The organism is Rhodoplanes azumiensis, assembly GCF_042682915.1.
Classification (GTDB): domain Bacteria; phylum Pseudomonadota; class Alphaproteobacteria; order Rhizobiales; family Xanthobacteraceae; genus Rhodoplanes; species Rhodoplanes azumiensis.
Genome location: NZ_JBHUIW010000001.1, coordinates 36,314 through 52,410 on the forward strand (window position 1 = coordinate 36,314; position 16,097 = coordinate 52,410).

15 protein-coding genes are annotated in these 16,097 nt (G+C 69.1%); 7 read left to right on the top strand and 8 right to left on the bottom strand.

Annotated features, from left to right (window positions below; translation table 11 throughout):
- Window positions 1–71 precede the first annotated feature (71 nt).
- Complete coding sequence (locus ACFSOX_RS00165; protein ID WP_378475773.1) at window positions 72–1,421, top strand: RsmB/NOP family class I SAM-dependent RNA methyltransferase; 1,350 nt, start codon at window positions 72–74, stop codon at window positions 1,419–1,421.
- A 68-nt stretch (window positions 1,422–1,489) separates the two neighbouring features.
- Window positions 1,490–2,125 (top strand): hypothetical protein, encoded by a 636-nt coding sequence (locus tag ACFSOX_RS00170; RefSeq protein ID WP_378475774.1) that lies wholly within the window; start codon window positions 1,490–1,492, stop codon window positions 2,123–2,125.
- 288 nt (window positions 2,126–2,413) lie between these two features.
- Here the strand turns inward: ACFSOX_RS00170 and ACFSOX_RS00175 are convergent, their stop codons facing one another.
- Window positions 2,414–3,352, bottom strand: coding sequence for a leucyl/phenylalanyl-tRNA--protein transferase (locus ACFSOX_RS00175; RefSeq protein ID WP_378475775.1), 939 nt, complete (start codon window positions 3,350–3,352; stop codon window positions 2,414–2,416).
- A 166-nt stretch (window positions 3,353–3,518) separates the two neighbouring features.
- Here ACFSOX_RS00175 and guaA point away from each other — a divergent pair, with 166 nt between their 5' ends.
- Window positions 3,519–5,069, top strand: coding sequence for a glutamine-hydrolyzing GMP synthase (gene guaA / locus ACFSOX_RS00180; protein ID WP_378475776.1), 1,551 nt, complete (start codon window positions 3,519–3,521; stop codon window positions 5,067–5,069).
- A gap of 148 nt (window positions 5,070–5,217) precedes the next feature.
- Here guaA and ACFSOX_RS00185 read toward each other — a convergent pair whose 3' ends face one another.
- Window positions 5,218–5,490: a transposase gene (locus tag ACFSOX_RS00185; protein WP_378476088.1), complete on the bottom strand. Its 273-nt coding sequence runs from the start codon at window positions 5,488–5,490 to the stop codon at window positions 5,218–5,220.
- A gap of 140 nt (window positions 5,491–5,630) precedes the next feature.
- A complete protein-coding gene (locus ACFSOX_RS00190; protein ID WP_378475777.1) occupies window positions 5,631–7,262 on the bottom strand; it encodes a Na+/H+ antiporter in 1,632 nt (543 codons plus the stop codon).
- Window positions 7,263–7,524: 262 nt separating this feature from the next.
- Between ACFSOX_RS00190 and ACFSOX_RS00195 the strand changes: the two genes are divergently transcribed.
- Window positions 7,525–7,884, top strand: coding sequence for an ArsC family reductase (locus ACFSOX_RS00195; protein WP_378475778.1), 360 nt, complete (start codon window positions 7,525–7,527; stop codon window positions 7,882–7,884).
- A 19-nt stretch (window positions 7,885–7,903) separates the two neighbouring features.
- Here the strand turns inward: ACFSOX_RS00195 and ACFSOX_RS00200 are convergent, their stop codons facing one another.
- Entirely contained in the window at window positions 7,904–8,413 is a 510-nt protein-coding gene (locus ACFSOX_RS00200; RefSeq protein WP_378475779.1) for a YgjV family protein, read from the bottom strand.
- A gap of 406 nt (window positions 8,414–8,819) precedes the next feature.
- Window positions 8,820–9,332: a peptide deformylase gene (locus tag ACFSOX_RS00205; RefSeq protein WP_378475780.1), complete on the bottom strand. Its 513-nt coding sequence runs from the start codon at window positions 9,330–9,332 to the stop codon at window positions 8,820–8,822.
- 351 nt (window positions 9,333–9,683) lie between these two features.
- Here ACFSOX_RS00205 and ACFSOX_RS00210 point away from each other — a divergent pair, with 351 nt between their 5' ends.
- Window positions 9,684–9,896 carry a thioredoxin domain-containing protein gene (locus ACFSOX_RS00210; protein WP_378475781.1) on the top strand — a complete coding sequence of 71 codons (213 nt, stop codon included), beginning with the start codon at window positions 9,684–9,686 and terminating at the stop codon, window positions 9,894–9,896.
- Between the two features lie 475 nt (window positions 9,897–10,371).
- Here ACFSOX_RS00210 and ACFSOX_RS00215 read toward each other — a convergent pair whose 3' ends face one another.
- The 3 genes from ACFSOX_RS00215 to ACFSOX_RS00225 all read right to left on the bottom strand — a co-directional run bounded on the left by ACFSOX_RS00215 (window position 10,372) and on the right by ACFSOX_RS00225 (window position 13,335).
- Window positions 10,372–12,054 carry a methyl-accepting chemotaxis protein gene (locus tag ACFSOX_RS00215; RefSeq protein WP_378475782.1) on the bottom strand — a complete coding sequence of 561 codons (1,683 nt, stop codon included), beginning with the start codon at window positions 12,052–12,054 and terminating at the stop codon, window positions 10,372–10,374.
- A 318-nt stretch (window positions 12,055–12,372) separates the two neighbouring features.
- Window positions 12,373–12,648 carry a GNAT family N-acetyltransferase gene (locus ACFSOX_RS00220; RefSeq protein ID WP_378475783.1) on the bottom strand — a complete coding sequence of 92 codons (276 nt, stop codon included), beginning with the start codon at window positions 12,646–12,648 and terminating at the stop codon, window positions 12,373–12,375.
- A 417-nt stretch (window positions 12,649–13,065) separates the two neighbouring features.
- Entirely contained in the window at window positions 13,066–13,335 is a 270-nt protein-coding gene (locus ACFSOX_RS00225; protein ID WP_378475784.1) for a hypothetical protein, read from the bottom strand.
- Between the two features lie 359 nt (window positions 13,336–13,694).
- Here ACFSOX_RS00225 and ACFSOX_RS00230 point away from each other — a divergent pair, with 359 nt between their 5' ends.
- Both ACFSOX_RS00230 and ACFSOX_RS00235 read left to right on the top strand, forming a co-directional pair.
- On the top strand, window positions 13,695–14,678 hold the full coding sequence (locus tag ACFSOX_RS00230) for a septal ring lytic transglycosylase RlpA family protein (RefSeq protein ID WP_378475785.1): 984 nt from the start codon (window positions 13,695–13,697) through the stop codon (window positions 14,676–14,678).
- Between the two features lie 125 nt (window positions 14,679–14,803).
- Window positions 14,804–16,057 (top strand): D-alanyl-D-alanine carboxypeptidase family protein, encoded by a 1,254-nt coding sequence (locus ACFSOX_RS00235; RefSeq protein ID WP_378475786.1) that lies wholly within the window; start codon window positions 14,804–14,806, stop codon window positions 16,055–16,057.
- Window positions 16,058–16,097: the final 40 nt, after the last annotated feature.

A 16,097-nucleotide genomic window follows, 5' to 3' on the forward strand; every position in this document is an offset into this window, starting at 1 on the left:
GAAAGGCGCCGCGACCCGGCCCGGCGCGGGTCGGTGCTGGATATTCGGGGCGCGGTGTGGGACAGGGGCGCATGACGCCCTCAGCCCGCATCGCCGCCGCCATCGCGGTTCTCGCCGACATCGAGGCTCGCCGCCGCCCCGCCGCCGACGCGCTCAAGGACTGGGGCCTGTCGCATCGCTTCGCCGGGTCCGGCGACCGCGCCGCGATCGCCGGCCTCGTCTACGACGCGCTGCGCCGCAAGGCCTCGGCGGCTCATCTCATGGGCGCGACCACGTCGCGGGCGGTCGTGCTCGGCATGCTGCGACTGGACCGAGGCCTGGATCTCGCAAAGCTGGAAAAGATGTTCGACGGCAGCCGGTTCAATCCGGATCCTCTCACGGCGGACGAACGTTCGGCCCTCGCCGCCGCGGCCGACGGCAAGGCGTTCGCCGACGCGCCCTCGCACATCGCCGGTGATTATCCGGAGTGGCTCGACCTGCCGCTCGCTCGCGTGTTCGGCGACGATCGCGTCGCCGAGGGGCGGGCGCTGGCGCACCGGGCGCCGCTGGATCTGCGGGTCAACACGCTCGCCGTCTCGAAGGAGGCCGGCCGCGATCCGGAGGCTCTTCGCGGCACGATCGCGGCCGAGCTCGCGCACCTGAAGCCGCAGCGGACCCGGTGGTCGCCGGTCGGCCTGCGGGTCGCCATCGGGGCCGACGCCAAGAGCCCGCCCGTGCACGCCGAGCCGGCCTTCATCAAGGGCCAGATCGAGGTGCAGGACGAGGGCTCGCAGGTGGCCGCCCTGCTGGCTGCGGCGCGGCCGGGCGATCAGGTGATCGACTTGTGCGCCGGCGGCGGCGGCAAGACGCTCGCGCTCGCCGCCAGTATGGCGAACAGGGGCCAGCTCTACGCCACCGACCTCGACAAGCGCCGCCTCGCGCCGATCCATGCGCGGCTGGAGCGCGCCGGCGTGCGCGACGTCCAGGTCCGCACGCCGCGGCCCGACGTCGACGTTCTGGAGGATCTCCACGGCCGTGCCGATCTGGTGGTGGTCGACGCGCCCTGCACGGGAACCGGGACGTGGCGCCGCAACCCGGACGCCAAGTGGCGGATGCGGCCGGGCGCGCTCTCCGAGCGGCTCGCCCAGCAGAGGACCGTGCTCGACCGTGCCGCCGGCCTGGTGCGGCCGGGCGGCCGCATCGTCTACGTCACCTGCTCGCTCTTGGCCGACGAGAACACCGACCAGATTCAGGCTTTTCTCGCCCGCCACCCGGGCTTCGCCCCGGTGCCGGCGGAGAAGACCGTGTCGGTGCTGGGCGACGCCGCGCCCGCCTTCCTGGACTCCGTGCTGACCTTTCCCGAAGGCCTGCTGATGACCCCCCGCCGCACCGGCACGGACGGCTTCTTCGTCAGCGTGCTGCGGCGGTCGATTGCAATCTGAGGTAACGATCATTTCAATTGAAGGTTAGTAATAGCCTGTCATCATGGGTGCCGACCTCGGAGGTGCCTATGCTCGACTCTTTGGCGAAATTTGCTTCGTTGCTTTCCGCAGTATTCGGGGGTGTCATTATTGGTTATCTTGGCTATGAGCAGAAAAGCAAGACTGACGAGTTTAACGTGCAAACGGCTTGCTTATCCATAATCGAACGAATTGCCAACAAATACGAAGGTCGCGTGGTGCAGATTAGAGAGTTGGACGCCAGAATTGAGCTTTTCCCGAATGAGTGTGCTTTGCGAAGGACTAAGTTAGTTGATTTTATTCGTGTAGTGGCAACTGTTCAGGAGAATACGCCGGACGGAATTCCAGTAGTCGCCGTACCGGCGCCGCCGTCGCAAGCGGGACAATCGGAGGCGGGGACATTGGCTGGATGGGTTGCCGTCGGATTTGTAGAGAGTCAATCCAGCGGCGACGTGAATTTTTTACTCGCGAACGGGCGCTCTGTGACGCCGGGAGTTGGTCCTGGAACGGTTTTGCGAGCCAAGTGGCAAGTCAACGTAAGGTCGACTCCTGCCGGTTGGAGGTCCGTCGTCGGAACGTTGAATATTGGGCAATGTTTTACAGTTGACGAGCAAAAGAGTCTTGCGGCAGGCGATAGGACTCAGCTATGGGTAAGAGGTAAGGCTATTCCGTGCTCCAGTACTTGATTATATGTATCTTGTTAGAGGTATTCTACTTGAAATTCCACTAATGACCCCGCCGCGTCGGCGCGGCCTGGATTTTCGTCGCCGTACTGTGACGGAGGTGTGAGCTGTAATGCGCAAGTGGTACACCCAGTAGGATGAAGCGACATTCTTTGATCTGAATGATTTTTCGGATCGAGTTTCTTGGGTCGGCAAGCCACGGTCTTTCGAAATGGTGCGCCGGACGAGGCACGTCGGTTCGCGTCGCGCCGCGCCCGGGACACGAGGCTGGAGCACCAGCCGCTGGCGTCGCTACTCCGCGTCCTTGTCCTTCTCGCCCTTCCCCGTGCCGCCCGGCTGCCAGGCCGCGACCGTCGCGAGGTCGGTCTCGACGCTCCAGCGTCCGGGCTTGCCGGGGCGCGCCGCGGCGTCGGCGAGCAGCGCCCGGAACTCGCTGCGTGGCACCGTGCGGAACCCCATGTCCAGGATGGTCGGCGTCGGCCACTTGCCGTCGTCGAGCAGGAAGTCCCACTGCGCCAGATGCCAGTGCAGCACCGTGAAGCCGATCTTCGACGTGTTGGGCTCGTGCGAGAACTGCGACTCGGTGAAGAAGGCGCCGCCGGCCGCCACCCCGTAGCCGCCGCCCACCAGATCGCCCGCCTCGTTCCACACCTCGAAGGAATGGACACGGCCGGCGTCGAACGCCTCCGCATAACACTGCATGATCCGCGGCGTGATCCAGGTGAGGTGCCAGCGCCCCGCGCGCCGCCCCGCGCAGGCCGTGATCACGCCCTCGAAGTCGCGATCGAACGTCACCGTGTAGCGGCCCTGCCGCATCTGCCGGCGCAGGCGCTTGGCGATGTGGAGCTCGTCGAGCAGCAGGATGCAGCGCTCGGCCGGCGAGATCCATTTCAGCGGCCCGACATGGGCGAACGGGAACAGGCCGCGCGCATAGGCGGCGGTCAGCGCCGTCGGCGAGGCGTCGTGGACGATGCCGCAGACCCCGAACGGGTTCACGGTCCGGTCCGGGTCGGGCAGTCCCTCGGCCGGAGCGAGGAGGTCGCGCGCCCACAGCCGCGCCAGCCCCGGTAGACCCTTCACCCGCGAGCCCTTCAGCGACCAGGCGGCACCCAGCGCGATGCGCTGCAGGCGCTGCGCGAGGCTTTCCCGGAACAGGGCGCGGCGGCGGGCGTCGTCGCCGGCGGGCGGGTCGTCCGGGCGGGACGCGGCGATGGCCGTGGACACGGGCATGAGGGGCTCGCTCGGGTGCGGTGCGGGTGATGATCGCCCCGATCTTCGCCGGCAGGCCTTTAGGGACTGTTACGGGCGGGCGACACGCCGTTTCACCCATGATTTCACCGTGGGTTGCGGCCGGCCCGGATTGCGGTGGAGCGCCCGATCCGCTAACCCGAGCGCCATGAAACACGACAAGATCCTCATCGTCGACTTCGGCTCCCAGGTCACCCAGCTCATCGCCCGCCGGGTGCGCGAGGAGGGGGTCTATTCCGAGATCGTGCCCTACCAGAAGGCGGCCGAAGCCTACGCCGCGATGCGGCCGAAGGGCATCATCCTGTCGGGCGGCCCCGCCTCGGTGCACGAGGAGGGGGCGCCGCTGCCGCCGCCGTCGCTCTACGAGGCCGGCGTGCCGATCCTCGGCATCTGCTACGGCGAGCAGGCGATGGCCCATCAGCTCGGCGGTTTGGTCGAGGGCGGCCATCACCGCGAGTTCGGCCGCGCCGAGGTGCAGGTCACCGACGCGTGCCCGCTGGTCGACGGCATCTGGCAGGTCGGCGAGAAGTATCCGGTGTGGATGAGCCACGGTGACCGCGTCACTCGGCCGCCCGCGGGCTTCAAGGTGGTCGGCACCTCGCCCAACGCGCCGATCGCCATCATCGCCGACGAGACCCGTCACTTCTACGGCACCCAGTTCCACCTCGAGGTGATGCACACGCCGCACGGTGCGCTCCTGCTGCGCAACTTCGTGCGCAAGGTCGCCGGCTGCGAGGGCGACTGGACGATGCGCACCTTCAAGGAGGAGGCGATCGAGAAGCTGCGCGCCCAGGTCGGCGACGGCAAGGTGATCTGCGGCCTCTCGGGCGGCGTCGACTCGGCGGTCGCCGCCGTGCTGCTGCACGAGGCGATCGGCAACCAGCTCACCTGCGTGTTTGTCGACCACGGGCTCCTGCGTCGCGGCGAGGCCAAGCGCGTCATCGCGATGTTCCGCGGCCACTACAACATCCCGCTCGTCCACGTGAACGCCCGCGAGCAGTTCCTGAAGGCGCTCGCCGGCGTCACCGACCCGGAAGACAAGCGAAAGATCATCGGCAAGGCCTTCATCGACATCTTCGAGGAGGAGGCCAAGAAGCTCGGCGGCGCCGAGTTCCTGGCGCAGGGCACGCTCTACCCGGACGTGATCGAGAGCGTCTCGGCGACCGGGGGGCCGTCCGTGACCATCAAGTCGCACCACAATGTCGGCGGCTTGCCCGAGCGCATGAACATGAAGCTCGTCGAGCCGCTGCGCGAGCTCTTCAAGGACGAGGTGCGGGCGCTCGGCCGTGAGCTGGGGCTGCCCGACGTGTTCGTCGGCCGCCACCCGTTCCCGGGGCCGGGTCTCGCGATCCGGTGCCCGGGCGAGATCACGGCCGAGAAGCTGGAGATCCTACGCTACGCCGACGAGATCTACATCGAGGAGATCCGCCGCGCCGGCCTCTACGACGACATCTGGCAGGCCTTCGCCGTGCTGTTGCCGGTCAAGACCGTCGGCGTGATGGGCGACGGCCGCACCTACGACTACGTCGTCGCGCTGCGCGCCGTCACCTCGACGGACGGCATGACGGCCGACTTCTACCCCTTCGACATGAAATTCCTGGGCCACGCCGCCACGCGCATCATCAACGAGGTGAAAGGCGTCAACCGCGTCGTCTACGACGTGACGAGCAAGCCCCCCGGGACGATCGAGTGGGAGTAGGGGGCGCGGAAGGAGGCGGCGCTTCCTCGGGGGAGTTTGTTTGTCGGGAGCGCGCGTAGGGTGGGTTCGCGCCGAAGTCGCGTCACCCGCCGATGTCGGTATTTTGGAGAGTGAGCGGTAGGTTGCGGCGCTTCGCACCTCACCCGCTCTACGAAACATCCAAGCTTCGCTTGCAAAAAAAAGCCCGCCCCACCGTCGCCTGGCCGATCTTCGCGTAGGGGTCGTTGACCATCTTCTGCGCGAGCTTCTCAGCGTCAGCCTCCACGTTCGCGTCGAACGCCCGTGCCGCGTTGTCCAAGAGCGGCTTCTTCCAGGCGTATTTCTGGTTGGGATCGATCTCGTAGCGCTGGGCCAGGTCGGACACCGTCGCCTGCTCGCGGATCGCCTCCAGCGCAATCTTCGCCGTCAGCCCCGTGTCGATCTTCCGTCTCGTTCACTTCGTCATGGCCTGCTCCGTCTACCAAACGGGGCGGCCGACTTCCAACTTACGCCTTTGTCCTGAATTTCGGGTCCACTTCACCGCGGACCGTGGCCGGATCGAGCGCATGGGCACCGCCGCGCTCACGCCTGGTAACGCGCCTCCAGCAGATCGAACTCCTGCATCAGCTTGGTCGCGACGGCGCTGCCGATCCGGCGGTCGATGAGGAGGCGCAGCACCGCCTCGCGCGAGGCCCGCACGGCCGCGACCCGCATCACCCGCTCGATCGCCTCGTCCTCGCGGGCCCGCACCGGATCGTCGCCCGAGCGGTTCTCGACCCGGGTGCGGTAGAGGTCCATCAGGCGGGAGGCGATCTCGACATAGCGGTCGGCGTCGGCGCGGCCCTCGGCCATCGCGTGCTGCACCTCCTCGATGCGGGCGATCGCGGCCTCGGCCGCCGCGATGCGAGCGAGGTCGTCCTCGGCCTCGGTCGAGGGCTCGGCCGGCAGGTCGAGGCCGCGCATCGCCAGCGGGAGGCCGACGGCGGCGATCAGGATCGACACGATGATCACGCCCATGGCGAGGAAGATCGCGAGGTCGCGGGCCGGGAAGGGGGCGCCGCCCGGCAGCGTGGCCGGCAGGGTCAGCACCGCGGCGAGCGTCACGGCGCCGCGCGGACCGGCGCAGGCCATGGCAGCGGCGAGCCGCACCAGGCTCGGCGCCGGCAGGCCGAGCCGCCGCCAGGTGCGGAACCAGGTGATGCTCATCGAGACGCCGGCCCACAGGAGCCGCAGCGCGGTCAGCCCGAGCGCGATCACCAGCACGTAGCCGATCATCCACAGCGGGTCCGAGGTGCCGGTGAGCCCGGCGCTCTGCTGCGCCTTGGGCCAGATCGCCGGGAGCTGCTCGCCGAGCAGCACGAAGACGACGCCGTTGGCGGCGAACTGGATCATGTCCCACACGGCGCGCCGGCGCACCCGGGTGAGCGCCAGCGCCTGGCCGGTCGCCTCGACATAGCTCATCGTCACCCCGGCGCCGACCGCGGCGAGGATGCCGGAGCAGCCGGATTCCTCCGCCGTTAGATAGGCGGCGAACGGGATCAAGAGGCTCACCAGGATGTTGGAGCCGGAATCCTCGCCGAAGCGGCGACCGACGATCTCCTTCAGCCGCAGGATCGCCAGCGACACGCCGACCCCGACCGCGAGGCCGCCGGCCGCCACCCAGCCGAAGGTCAGCCCGGCGGCGAGCGGCGAGAAGGTGCCGGTCGCCACCGCGGCGACGGCGAAGCGGAAGCAGACCAGACCGGTCGCGTCGTTGAGCAGCGACTCGCCCTCCAGGATGTGCATCATCCGGCGCGGGATCGACACCCGCCGGGCGATCGCCGTGACGGCGATCGGGTCGGTCGGCGACAGCACGGCGGCGAGCGCGAAGGCGACGCCGAGCGGCATCGCCGGGATCAGCCAGTGGATGAAGAAGCCCATCCCGACCACCGTGAAGGCGACCAGCCCGAGCGCCAGCTCGAGCACGGTGGCGCGGTCCTTGAACAGCTCGTCCTTGGGGATACGCCAGCCGTCGAGGAACAAGAGCGGCGGCAGCAGCAGCAGGAAGAACAGCTCGGCGTCGAACTCGACCCGGATGTCGGAGATGAGCCCGATGGCGGCCCCGAAGGCGATCTGCACCAGCGGCCGCGGCACTGCGATCGGCAGCATGCGCGACGTGGCGCTCGACACGACGACGACGAGCAGCAGGATCAGGACGGTGGTGACGGCGGACACGCTGCTTCCATCCTCCGCGCGGCGGCGGTTCTTCGGGTGGGGCTCGCCGAGGCTGCGGCCGCATCGAGACCGGAACCGGCGCGAGCGTCAACGGTCTTGACCGTCGATCGCGGCGGCGGCGAGGCTTTCGCGAGCAGCGCAATGGGCTTGCAATGCGCATGCCGTGCGGGCTGACGGCGGCGCCGCGCCGCGGCGGCTTACCCGTCCGGCGCGAATCGGTCATCCCCGCGCAAACGCGGTTCGGCGAGCGGGAGGGACGATCATGAGGGCCGGGAATTCCGTCATCCTCTACGGCATCAAGGCTTGCGACACGATGAAGAAGGCGCGTGCCTGGCTCGACCAGCACGGCGTCGCCTACGCGTTCCACGACTACAAGAGTCACGGCATCGACGCGGCGCGGCTGGCGCGCTGGGCGAAACAGGTCGGCGTCGAGCGGCTGGTCAACACGGCCGGAACGACGTTCAAGAAGCTGCCCGATGCCGACAAGACGGACCTGACCGAGGCGAAGGCGATCCGCCTGATGCTGGCGCAGCCCTCGATGATCAAGCGCCCGGTGCTGGAGATCGGCGATGCCGTGGTGGTCGGCTTTTCGCCGGAGATTTACGGGAAGACGTTCGGGTGAAGCTTGACGCCGCCGCCCGTCACGCCGCCTCGGCGGCGCGCCGCGCCCGCACCATCCGCACGATCGTCGCGGTCATGGCGAGCGCGATGGCGGTCTCCAGCAGGGTGCCGCCGATCGAGCCGGACAGCACGTTGTTGGCAAGCCACATCAGGCAGCAGCCGAGCATGACCAGCCGCATCGCGATGCCGCGCAGGAGGAACATCGCCAGCGTGCCGAAGCTCGACGCGGCGACCGGCAGCCAGCCGGTCCAGTGCGTCACCACCTGCGACCCGATCGCCACCAGGACCACCACCACGGCGATCGCCAGCAGCGGCGAGCGGGTGCGCAGCGCCAGGAACGACCGGATCGCCGAGACGGAGGCGGTCGCGGTCGCCGGAATGTTGCCGAGCATGAAGAAGTGGACCGCGTAGGCGATGCACTGGGCGCCGTTGAACAGCTTCAGCGGACGGTCGCGCGTCTGCATGAAAGCGATCATGCCGAGCACGAAGGAGACGTAACCGGCGATCTGGGCCGGCGAGAGGAAGTCCATGTCGAAGCCGTCCGGGTGCGGCCCGCGGCTGTTCGCGGGCGCGAGCGGACCATAGGCCGGCGGCGGGGTCGGTCAATGCGGGAGCGCGAATGGCAGGGCGGCGTCGAGGCGGGCGGCGTCGAGGCGCGCGGCGACCGTCGATTGCTCCGTCGTCCCGGGGCGCGGACCGTCCGGTCCGCGAGCCCGGGGCTCCAACCTTCGACCCGTCATCCTTCGAGGCCCGACGAAGTCGGGTCTCGAAGGATGCGGCCACCCGAGTCGGCGTCGCCGACTTCGGCTTCGATGGGGTCGATCTCGGGCAAGCCCGAGATCGATGGCCGTCGCCCGTCGAGGGCGACGCTTCGCGCCGCCACCTCGGGGTGGCGGAAAGGGCCCGGGGGGAACGGCCGTTTGTATTCCGCCTCTCTCACCGCTTCTGCAGCTTCTCGTATTTCTTGACGATGCGCTCGCGCCTGAGGCGCGACAGGCGGTCGATCCAGAAGCAGCCGTCGAGCTGGTCGATCTCGTGCTGCAGGCACACGGCGAGCAGCCCGTCCGCCTCGCCCGTGTGGGTGAGGCCGTCGAGATCCTGCCAGCGCAGCTTTATGCGGACCGGCCGCTCGATCTCGTCGCTCACGCCGGGCATCGAGACGCTGCCCTCCATATGCGGCGCGGTCTCGGGTGACGACCAGGTGATCACCGGGTTGACGAAGGTGCGGGCGCCGTCGGCGAACGAGGTCTCGATCACCACGACGCGCTGGAGGACGCCGATGTGCGGCCCCGTGATGCCGATACCGGGCGCCGCCCGCATGGTGTCGAGGAGGTCGGCAGCGAGGGCGCCGAGATCGTCGTCGAACGCCTCGACCTCGGCGGCCGGGCGCGACAGCAGCGGGTCGGGAAACTTCACGATGGGACGCACCGGCACGGGTGACCTCGGCAAGGGGGTGGAAGGGGGCGGGCCACTGTAGCGTCGACGCTCACGCCGACGAAGCCTCGCGCGCGGGTCTTCACGTCCGCGCGATCCCGGCCCGGATGCCGTCGCGGCGACACGTCCGTGCCCTCGTTCGGACGATCTTTCGCGGCCGCACACCGCCTCGCGTCGCGTGGCGGCGCGAAACCGCTGTCGTGGCGCACACCTGCGGCCGGGCCCGGCGGCTGCTGCTTCGCCGTGCCGAGCCGGTGTTCTGCCACCCGCCGCCGCATCGCCCCGAAATGGTCACGTGGTTTTCGTCGCGGCTTCGCAAGCCACCGGTAGGGCTGTGCACACTGACCTGAAGGAGGAACCCCCGCCATGGGACTGCTGATGATCCGCTGCCCCGAGACCGGACGCGCCGTGTCGACCGACATCACGGTCAGCCGCGAGGCGTTCGCGGCCATGCCGGTCTTCTTCAGCCGCAGCTTCTGCCCGTATTGCCGGACCACGCACGAATGGTTCGCCAAGGACGCCTGGGTGGCGGAGGCCGTCACCTCCAGCCGTGACCCGGGCGATCGCCGGGTGGCATGATGGCGTATAATCCAGTCATCGCAGGTATCGAGATCTGAAAACTGTTCGGGGATGCATCCAGTCCACTTGTCGACAGGCTGGTTTTACTGCCTTCGGACAATTTTCGGATTGGTGTCCGCAATACCCCTTCCGGAAAACCGCGGCTGTGCGGTTCCGAGTCTCCGGCTAAGGTTCTTCTCGACCCGCTGTCCGAACCGATCCGAGCCCGTGGCGACCGGCCGTGGCGTTGCGGGTCAGCTCCGGACGGCGGGGCCGAGAGGGCCTCTCTGCGGACGTCGGAATACAGAGCGTATGTGGCGTCGAAGGTCGCGTGCCGCGACGAGCCTGTAGCGTCGAGTGGCCTCGTCACGCGGCACGCACTTCGGCGGTCGCCCTCACGCCGTCACCAAGCCTCTCGTCACCAAGCCTCTCGTCACCAAACCTCTCGTCACCAAACCTCTCGTCACCAAACCTCTCGTCACCAGCTCTCGCCGCGTCAGGCGGCCCGCACCGACGCCAGGAACGTCTGCACCTCGGTGCGGAGCTGATTGCTCTCCAGGGCGAGCTGGCCGGCGGCATTGAGCAGCTCGCTCGATGCCGCGCCCGTATCCTCGGCGCCGCGGCTGACCTCGGTGATGTTCTGCGCGACCTCGGTGGTGCCGTGCGCCGCCTGCTGGATGTTGCGCGAGATCTCCGCCGCGGCGGCGCCCTGCTCCTCGACGGCGGCCGCGATGGCGGACGCGACCTCGGCGATTTGACCGATCGTGCCGGAGATTTCCTTGATGGCCGAGACCGAATCCTCGGTCGCTGCCTGCATGGCCGCGATCTGGGCCGAGATCTCGCCGGTCGCCTTGGCGGTCTGGCCTGCCAGCGCCTTCACCTCGTTGGCGACGACGGCGAATCCCTTGCCGGCCTCGCCGGCGCGCGCCGCCTCGATGGTGGCGTTGAGGGCGAGCAGGTTGGTCTGCTCGGCGATGTCGGTGATCAGCTTGACGACGTCGCCGATGCGGCTTGCCGCGATCGACAGGGCGCCGATCCGGTCGTCGGTCTTGGCGGCCTGGCTCACCGCCGCGTCGGCGATCCGGCTCGAGGTCTGCACCTGGCGCGAGATCTCGCCGATCGACGCGGTCATCTCGTTGGTCGCGGCGGCGACCGCCTGAACGTTGCTCGACGCCTCGCCGGAGGCGGCCGTGACGGTCGCCGATTTCTGCCGGGTGACGTCCGCCGTGCGGGTGAGCGTCGTCGCCGTCGCCTCGAGCTCGGTCGCCGAGGCCGAGACGGCGCCGATGATGCCGCCGACCGCCTGCTCGAAATGATCGGCGAGCCGCACCATGTCGGCCTTGCGCTGCTCGGCGGCGCGCGCTTCCGCGACCTTCTGCTCGGCCTCGAGCCGCTCGCGCGCGACGGCATGCTCCTTGAACACCTCGACGGCGCGGGCCATCAGGCCGATCTCGTCGCCACGGTCGAGCGACGGCACCGCGACCGCGTGGTCGCCCTCCTGCAGCCGGCCCATCACTCGGCTCAGCGTGACGAGCGGCCGGATCTGCCATCGCAGCACGGCATAGAGCAGGCCGCCGATCACGGCGGCGGCGACGAGCGCCTGCAGCGCGATGCTGCGGATCAGCACGTCGAGCATGCTGAGGAAGGCGCTCTTCTTCAGCCCGACGAACAGCACCCCGACGGTGGCGCCGGACGCATCCTTGATCGGGTCGTAGGCGGTGAAATAGGCTTCGCCGAGAATGTCGGCCTCGCCCCGGTAGGGCTGCCCGCGCACCAGCACGGCGTCGTGGGCCGGCCCGACAAGCTTGGTTCCCACGGCGCGGTCGCCATCGGGCTTGCGCACATTGGTCGCGACGCGGGTGTCGCCCCGGAACACGGTCGCGACGCCGCCGACCAGCGTCTGCACGCGATCGACCAGCTCGGTGTCGCCGTCGAGCGGCCGCGCGCCGGCCATCAGGCGATCGCCCACGAGGCGCAGCTCGCCGGCGCCGCGCAGCACCTCCGAGGCGACCCGCATGTTCGATTCCTGGCGCGCCTGCGCCTGGGCCTGCAACTCGGCGCCGACCTGATGCGAGACGACGAGGACGAGGCCGCCGCAGAGCAGGCCGATGCCGGCGACCGTGAGAAGCGCGATCTTGGTCGGCAATGAGACGCGGCTGAGAAACGACAACGCTTTCACGGAATGCTCCAGGAGTGCAACAGGGGGTGAGATGGCGCCGGGAAGCCGGGCAGGCGAGGCGATGTGAGATCGGCTTTGGTGAGAGGTCGATTAATCCGTCATTACTATATTTCTGCGCAATGCCCGTTGGTCGATCTCGCCAAGAAATCAGTAAAAGCACCTAGCCGTTAAGGGGGTCTGAACAAGCGTGTCGGCGGATCACGAAACCGTCGCTCGCCACCCATGCGAATATTTGGGCTTGTCGAGCCGCTGCGGTGGTTTCTTTTGCCGAGGCAACGGCAAGTCGTGGAATCGGATCGGGGTTTCTGGTCCGGTTGTTCAATCCGCCCGGTCGTCGGCCTCGGGATGTCGCTCCAGATAGTCCACCACGAAGGAGCACAGCGGCACGATCCGCAGCCCGCGCGCCCGGGCCGAGTCGAGGGCGCCGGCGATCAGGCGGGTCGCGATCCCCCGGCCGCGCAGCCGCCGCGGCACCTCGGTGTGCGTGAAGATCATGGCGCCGTCGGCGATCCGATAGTGCGCGACCGCGAGCGCATCACCGTCACCCAGCTCGAATCGGGCGAGGGCCGGGTTGTCGCGAACCATCTCTGTCATGGGCGATGCTTTCGGAGCTGTCCGCGGCGAGGCGGTCGGGACGGTCGGGGCCGCGGAATCGCTTGCAGAGCCTCGGTGTCGACCGGTTCGGCACCCTGCCGGCGGGGCCCCGACTCACCCCATGTCGTGCGGAGCGAGGGCCGGCGCAACCCGGCTGCCCCTCGCCGGCTGGAGTCGGGTGCGACGCGGAGAGTCGCCAAGCAAAAAAAAGGGCGGTCCGTGAGGACCGCCCAATTCCGTCGCGCCACTCACCCCCGTGAAGCGGCGCCAACGGTGTTCTTGTACGCGGTCCGGGACGGCCGATCTTTGATTCAGATCAGGGCAGTGCAGAATCTTGTGCTGCGCCGCCGAAGCGGCCGAGGCGCGAATCCGACGACGCGCATCGCACCGGACGGGCGGCAGGGCGGGGCGCGTCGTTCAGCGGCGATTGAACCAGGCCCGGATCGCCTGCATGCGGTCGATCGCGGTGTCGCGGTCGGCTTGCGGCTCGCAGGCCGCGACGCCGCGGTCGCGGACCTCGCCGTTGCGGTTGTCGAAGCCGAGGCGTTGGCACTGCTTGGCGGCGTCCGGCGCCAGGCGAATCGTGCCCTCCGGGCCGATCCGCGCCGACGACGTACCCGTCGTGCGAGGCAACAGCGCGGCGCCGACCCCGACGGCGGTCCCGATCACCACGACGCCCGCCGTCACGGCGACGACCCTCCTGAGTGTCGAGCCGGCGAGGCGGGGAATGCGGGCGTGGTGCATGGCGTGAGACCGTTCTGGTCGAGCGATGGGGAAGGCTAACCCGCTGCCGGTTAACACGCCCTTCGGGTTGCGGCGCAGATGTCGTGGATATCCAGGGCCGTCTTCTTTCCGGCTCATTTACCTTGAAAAACTGTTGTCGTTCCGCGCGCGGCGGCAGCGCTGTAACGTGCGGGCAGGACTGTCCGCGACTCGTCGAGGCGCGGCGGTCCGGGCGTGGGCGACCGCCGACCTGTTCCGGGGGGAACGGGCGGAGCGACGGCGTCGACGCACGTGGAAGACGGCAGGAGGGGGATCCTCGTCGGATGATCCGGGGGGAGATGCGGGGACGGTGGGCCCGGCTGGCGCGCATCGGCGCGGCGGCGGGCGCGAGCATGCTGCTGGCCCAGTGCACGGCCGGCAACGGCGGCCTGTTCCCACAGATCGATCCACGGTACGGCGTCGCCGCGAGCCCGCGCGTCGTCGAGGCCGGACAGCCGGTGCCGAAAGGCGGCGGCGGCTATCGCATCGGCAAGCCCTACATGGTCGGCGGCCGCATGTACGTCCCCGAGGAGGACGTGAACTACCGGGCCGAGGGGCTGGCCTCGTGGTACGGGAACGATTTCCACGGGCGGCTCACCGCCAATGGCGAGGTCTACGACATGCACAGCATGTCGGCCGCCCATCCGACGCTGCCGATGCCGAGCTACGTGCGGGTGACCAATCTCGGCAACAGCCGATCCATCATCCTGCGCGTCAACGACCGCGGGCCGTTCCACCAGGGCCGGCTGATCGACGTGTCGGTCAAGGCCGCCGACATGCTGGGCTTCCAGAAGAACGGCACGGCGCGGGTGCGGGTCGAGTATGTCGGCCGCGCGCCGCTCGAAGGCTCCGACGACGGCATCCTGATGGCGACGCTGCGCGAGGGCACGCCGGCGCCGGCACCGTCGCTGGTGATGGTCGCGGCGACGCGGCCGTTCGTGCCGGCGCTGCACGGCGTCGGAGCGGCGGCGCCACCGCCGCCGCGCTCCAGTGTGCCGATGCCGCCCGAGCGGCCGTTCAGCCTCGGCCTCGACGACCAGCCGGCGCCGCCGTCGCGCGGCTACGGCCGCAGCTCGCAGCGCGCTCCCGCCGGCGACGAGACGCCGCCCGTGCTGGCGGCCGGCCGCGATCCCAAGCCAGGGCGCGTGACCACGGTGCGCACCGTCCCGATCGCGACCCCGACCCGCCCGGCGCCGGCACTCGCCGCCGTCGAATCGCGCTCCGGGGGCGCCCCGGCCGCCGTGATGACCGGCCGCGGGCTCTACTGAGACGCGAGCTTGCCGGTACAACGCTCTACTCACGCTTAATATTTCGCTTTTCGGTCCGGACCGCCATTGTTCCGGCCGCCGCGTCGCGCCATTGTTCCGGCCAACTCTTCCCGGATGCGATGGCGATGATTGCGATGCTTCGACGGCTGTGGAGGGCGCGGGCGTGGACGCGGCGCCCCGGCACGCGCGCGGTCGCCGCGCTCGCCCTGACCTTCGCCCTGGTGGCGGGGGCGACCGCCGCCAACAACTCGGTCACCGGCCAGAAGAAGGAGGAAGGCGGCTTCCAGACCGCCGCCCCTTACGCCATCCTGATCGACGCCGAGACCGGCACGGTCCTCTACGAGAAGGCCGCCGACACGCCGACGGCCCCGTCGAGCCTCCTCAAGCTGATGACCGCCGAGGTCGTCTTCAACGAGATCAAGGCCGGCCGCGTCACCCTCGACCAGGAGTTCCAGGTCAGCGAAGATGCCTGGCGGCGGGGCGGGGCGCCGTCGCACACGTCGTCGATGTTCGCGCCGATCCACAGCCGGGTGAAGGTCGAGGATCTGCTGCGCGGCCTGATCATCCAGTCCGGCAACGACGCGGCGATCGCGCTCGCCGAGGGAATCGCAGGCAACGAGCGCAGCTTCGCCGAGATGGCGACCAAGCGAGCGCGCGAGATCGGACTGACGCGCTCGACCTTCGGCAACGCCACCGGGCTGCCCGATCCGGCCAATCAGGTGACGATGCGCGAGCTCGCCAAGCTCGCCCAGCACATCATCAAGACGTACCCGGAGTTCTATTCGATCTACGGCGAGCGCGAGTTCACCTGGAACAAGATCCGCCAGCTCAACCGCAACCCGCTCTTGCCGCTCAACATCGGCGCCGACGGCATGAAGACCGGCTTCACGGCGGAGGGCGGCTATGGCCTCGTCGGCTCGGCCGTGCAGAACGGCCTGCGGCTGATCGTGGCGATCAACGGGCTGAAGACCGCCAAGGATCGCGCCGACGAGGGCAAGCGACTGCTCGACTGGGGCTTCTCCGGCTTCGAGGCGCGCCCGCTGTTCGCCGACGGCCAGGTGATCGGCGACGCCAAGGTGTTCGGAGGCGCGCAGGGCTCGGTGCCGCTGGTCGCCGACAAGGCGGTCTCGGTGCTGGTGCCGAAGAACACGACCGACCGCATCTCGGCCCGGATCGTCTATACGGGTCCGGTGCGGGCGCCGGTCGCCGAAGGCCAGAGGATCGGCCGCCTGCGCGTCATCCGGGGCGAGAACGTCACGCTCGAAGTGCCGCTGAAGGCGGCCGAAAGCGTCGAGGTCGGCAACCTGCCGCAGCGCGCCGTCGACGTCGTCACGGAGGTCGTCATCGGTTGGCTCAAGGCCGGATTTTCGCGGATCTGATTTGTCGCGGATCCGATTGGTGGGAGCCGGGCGCCGGCCG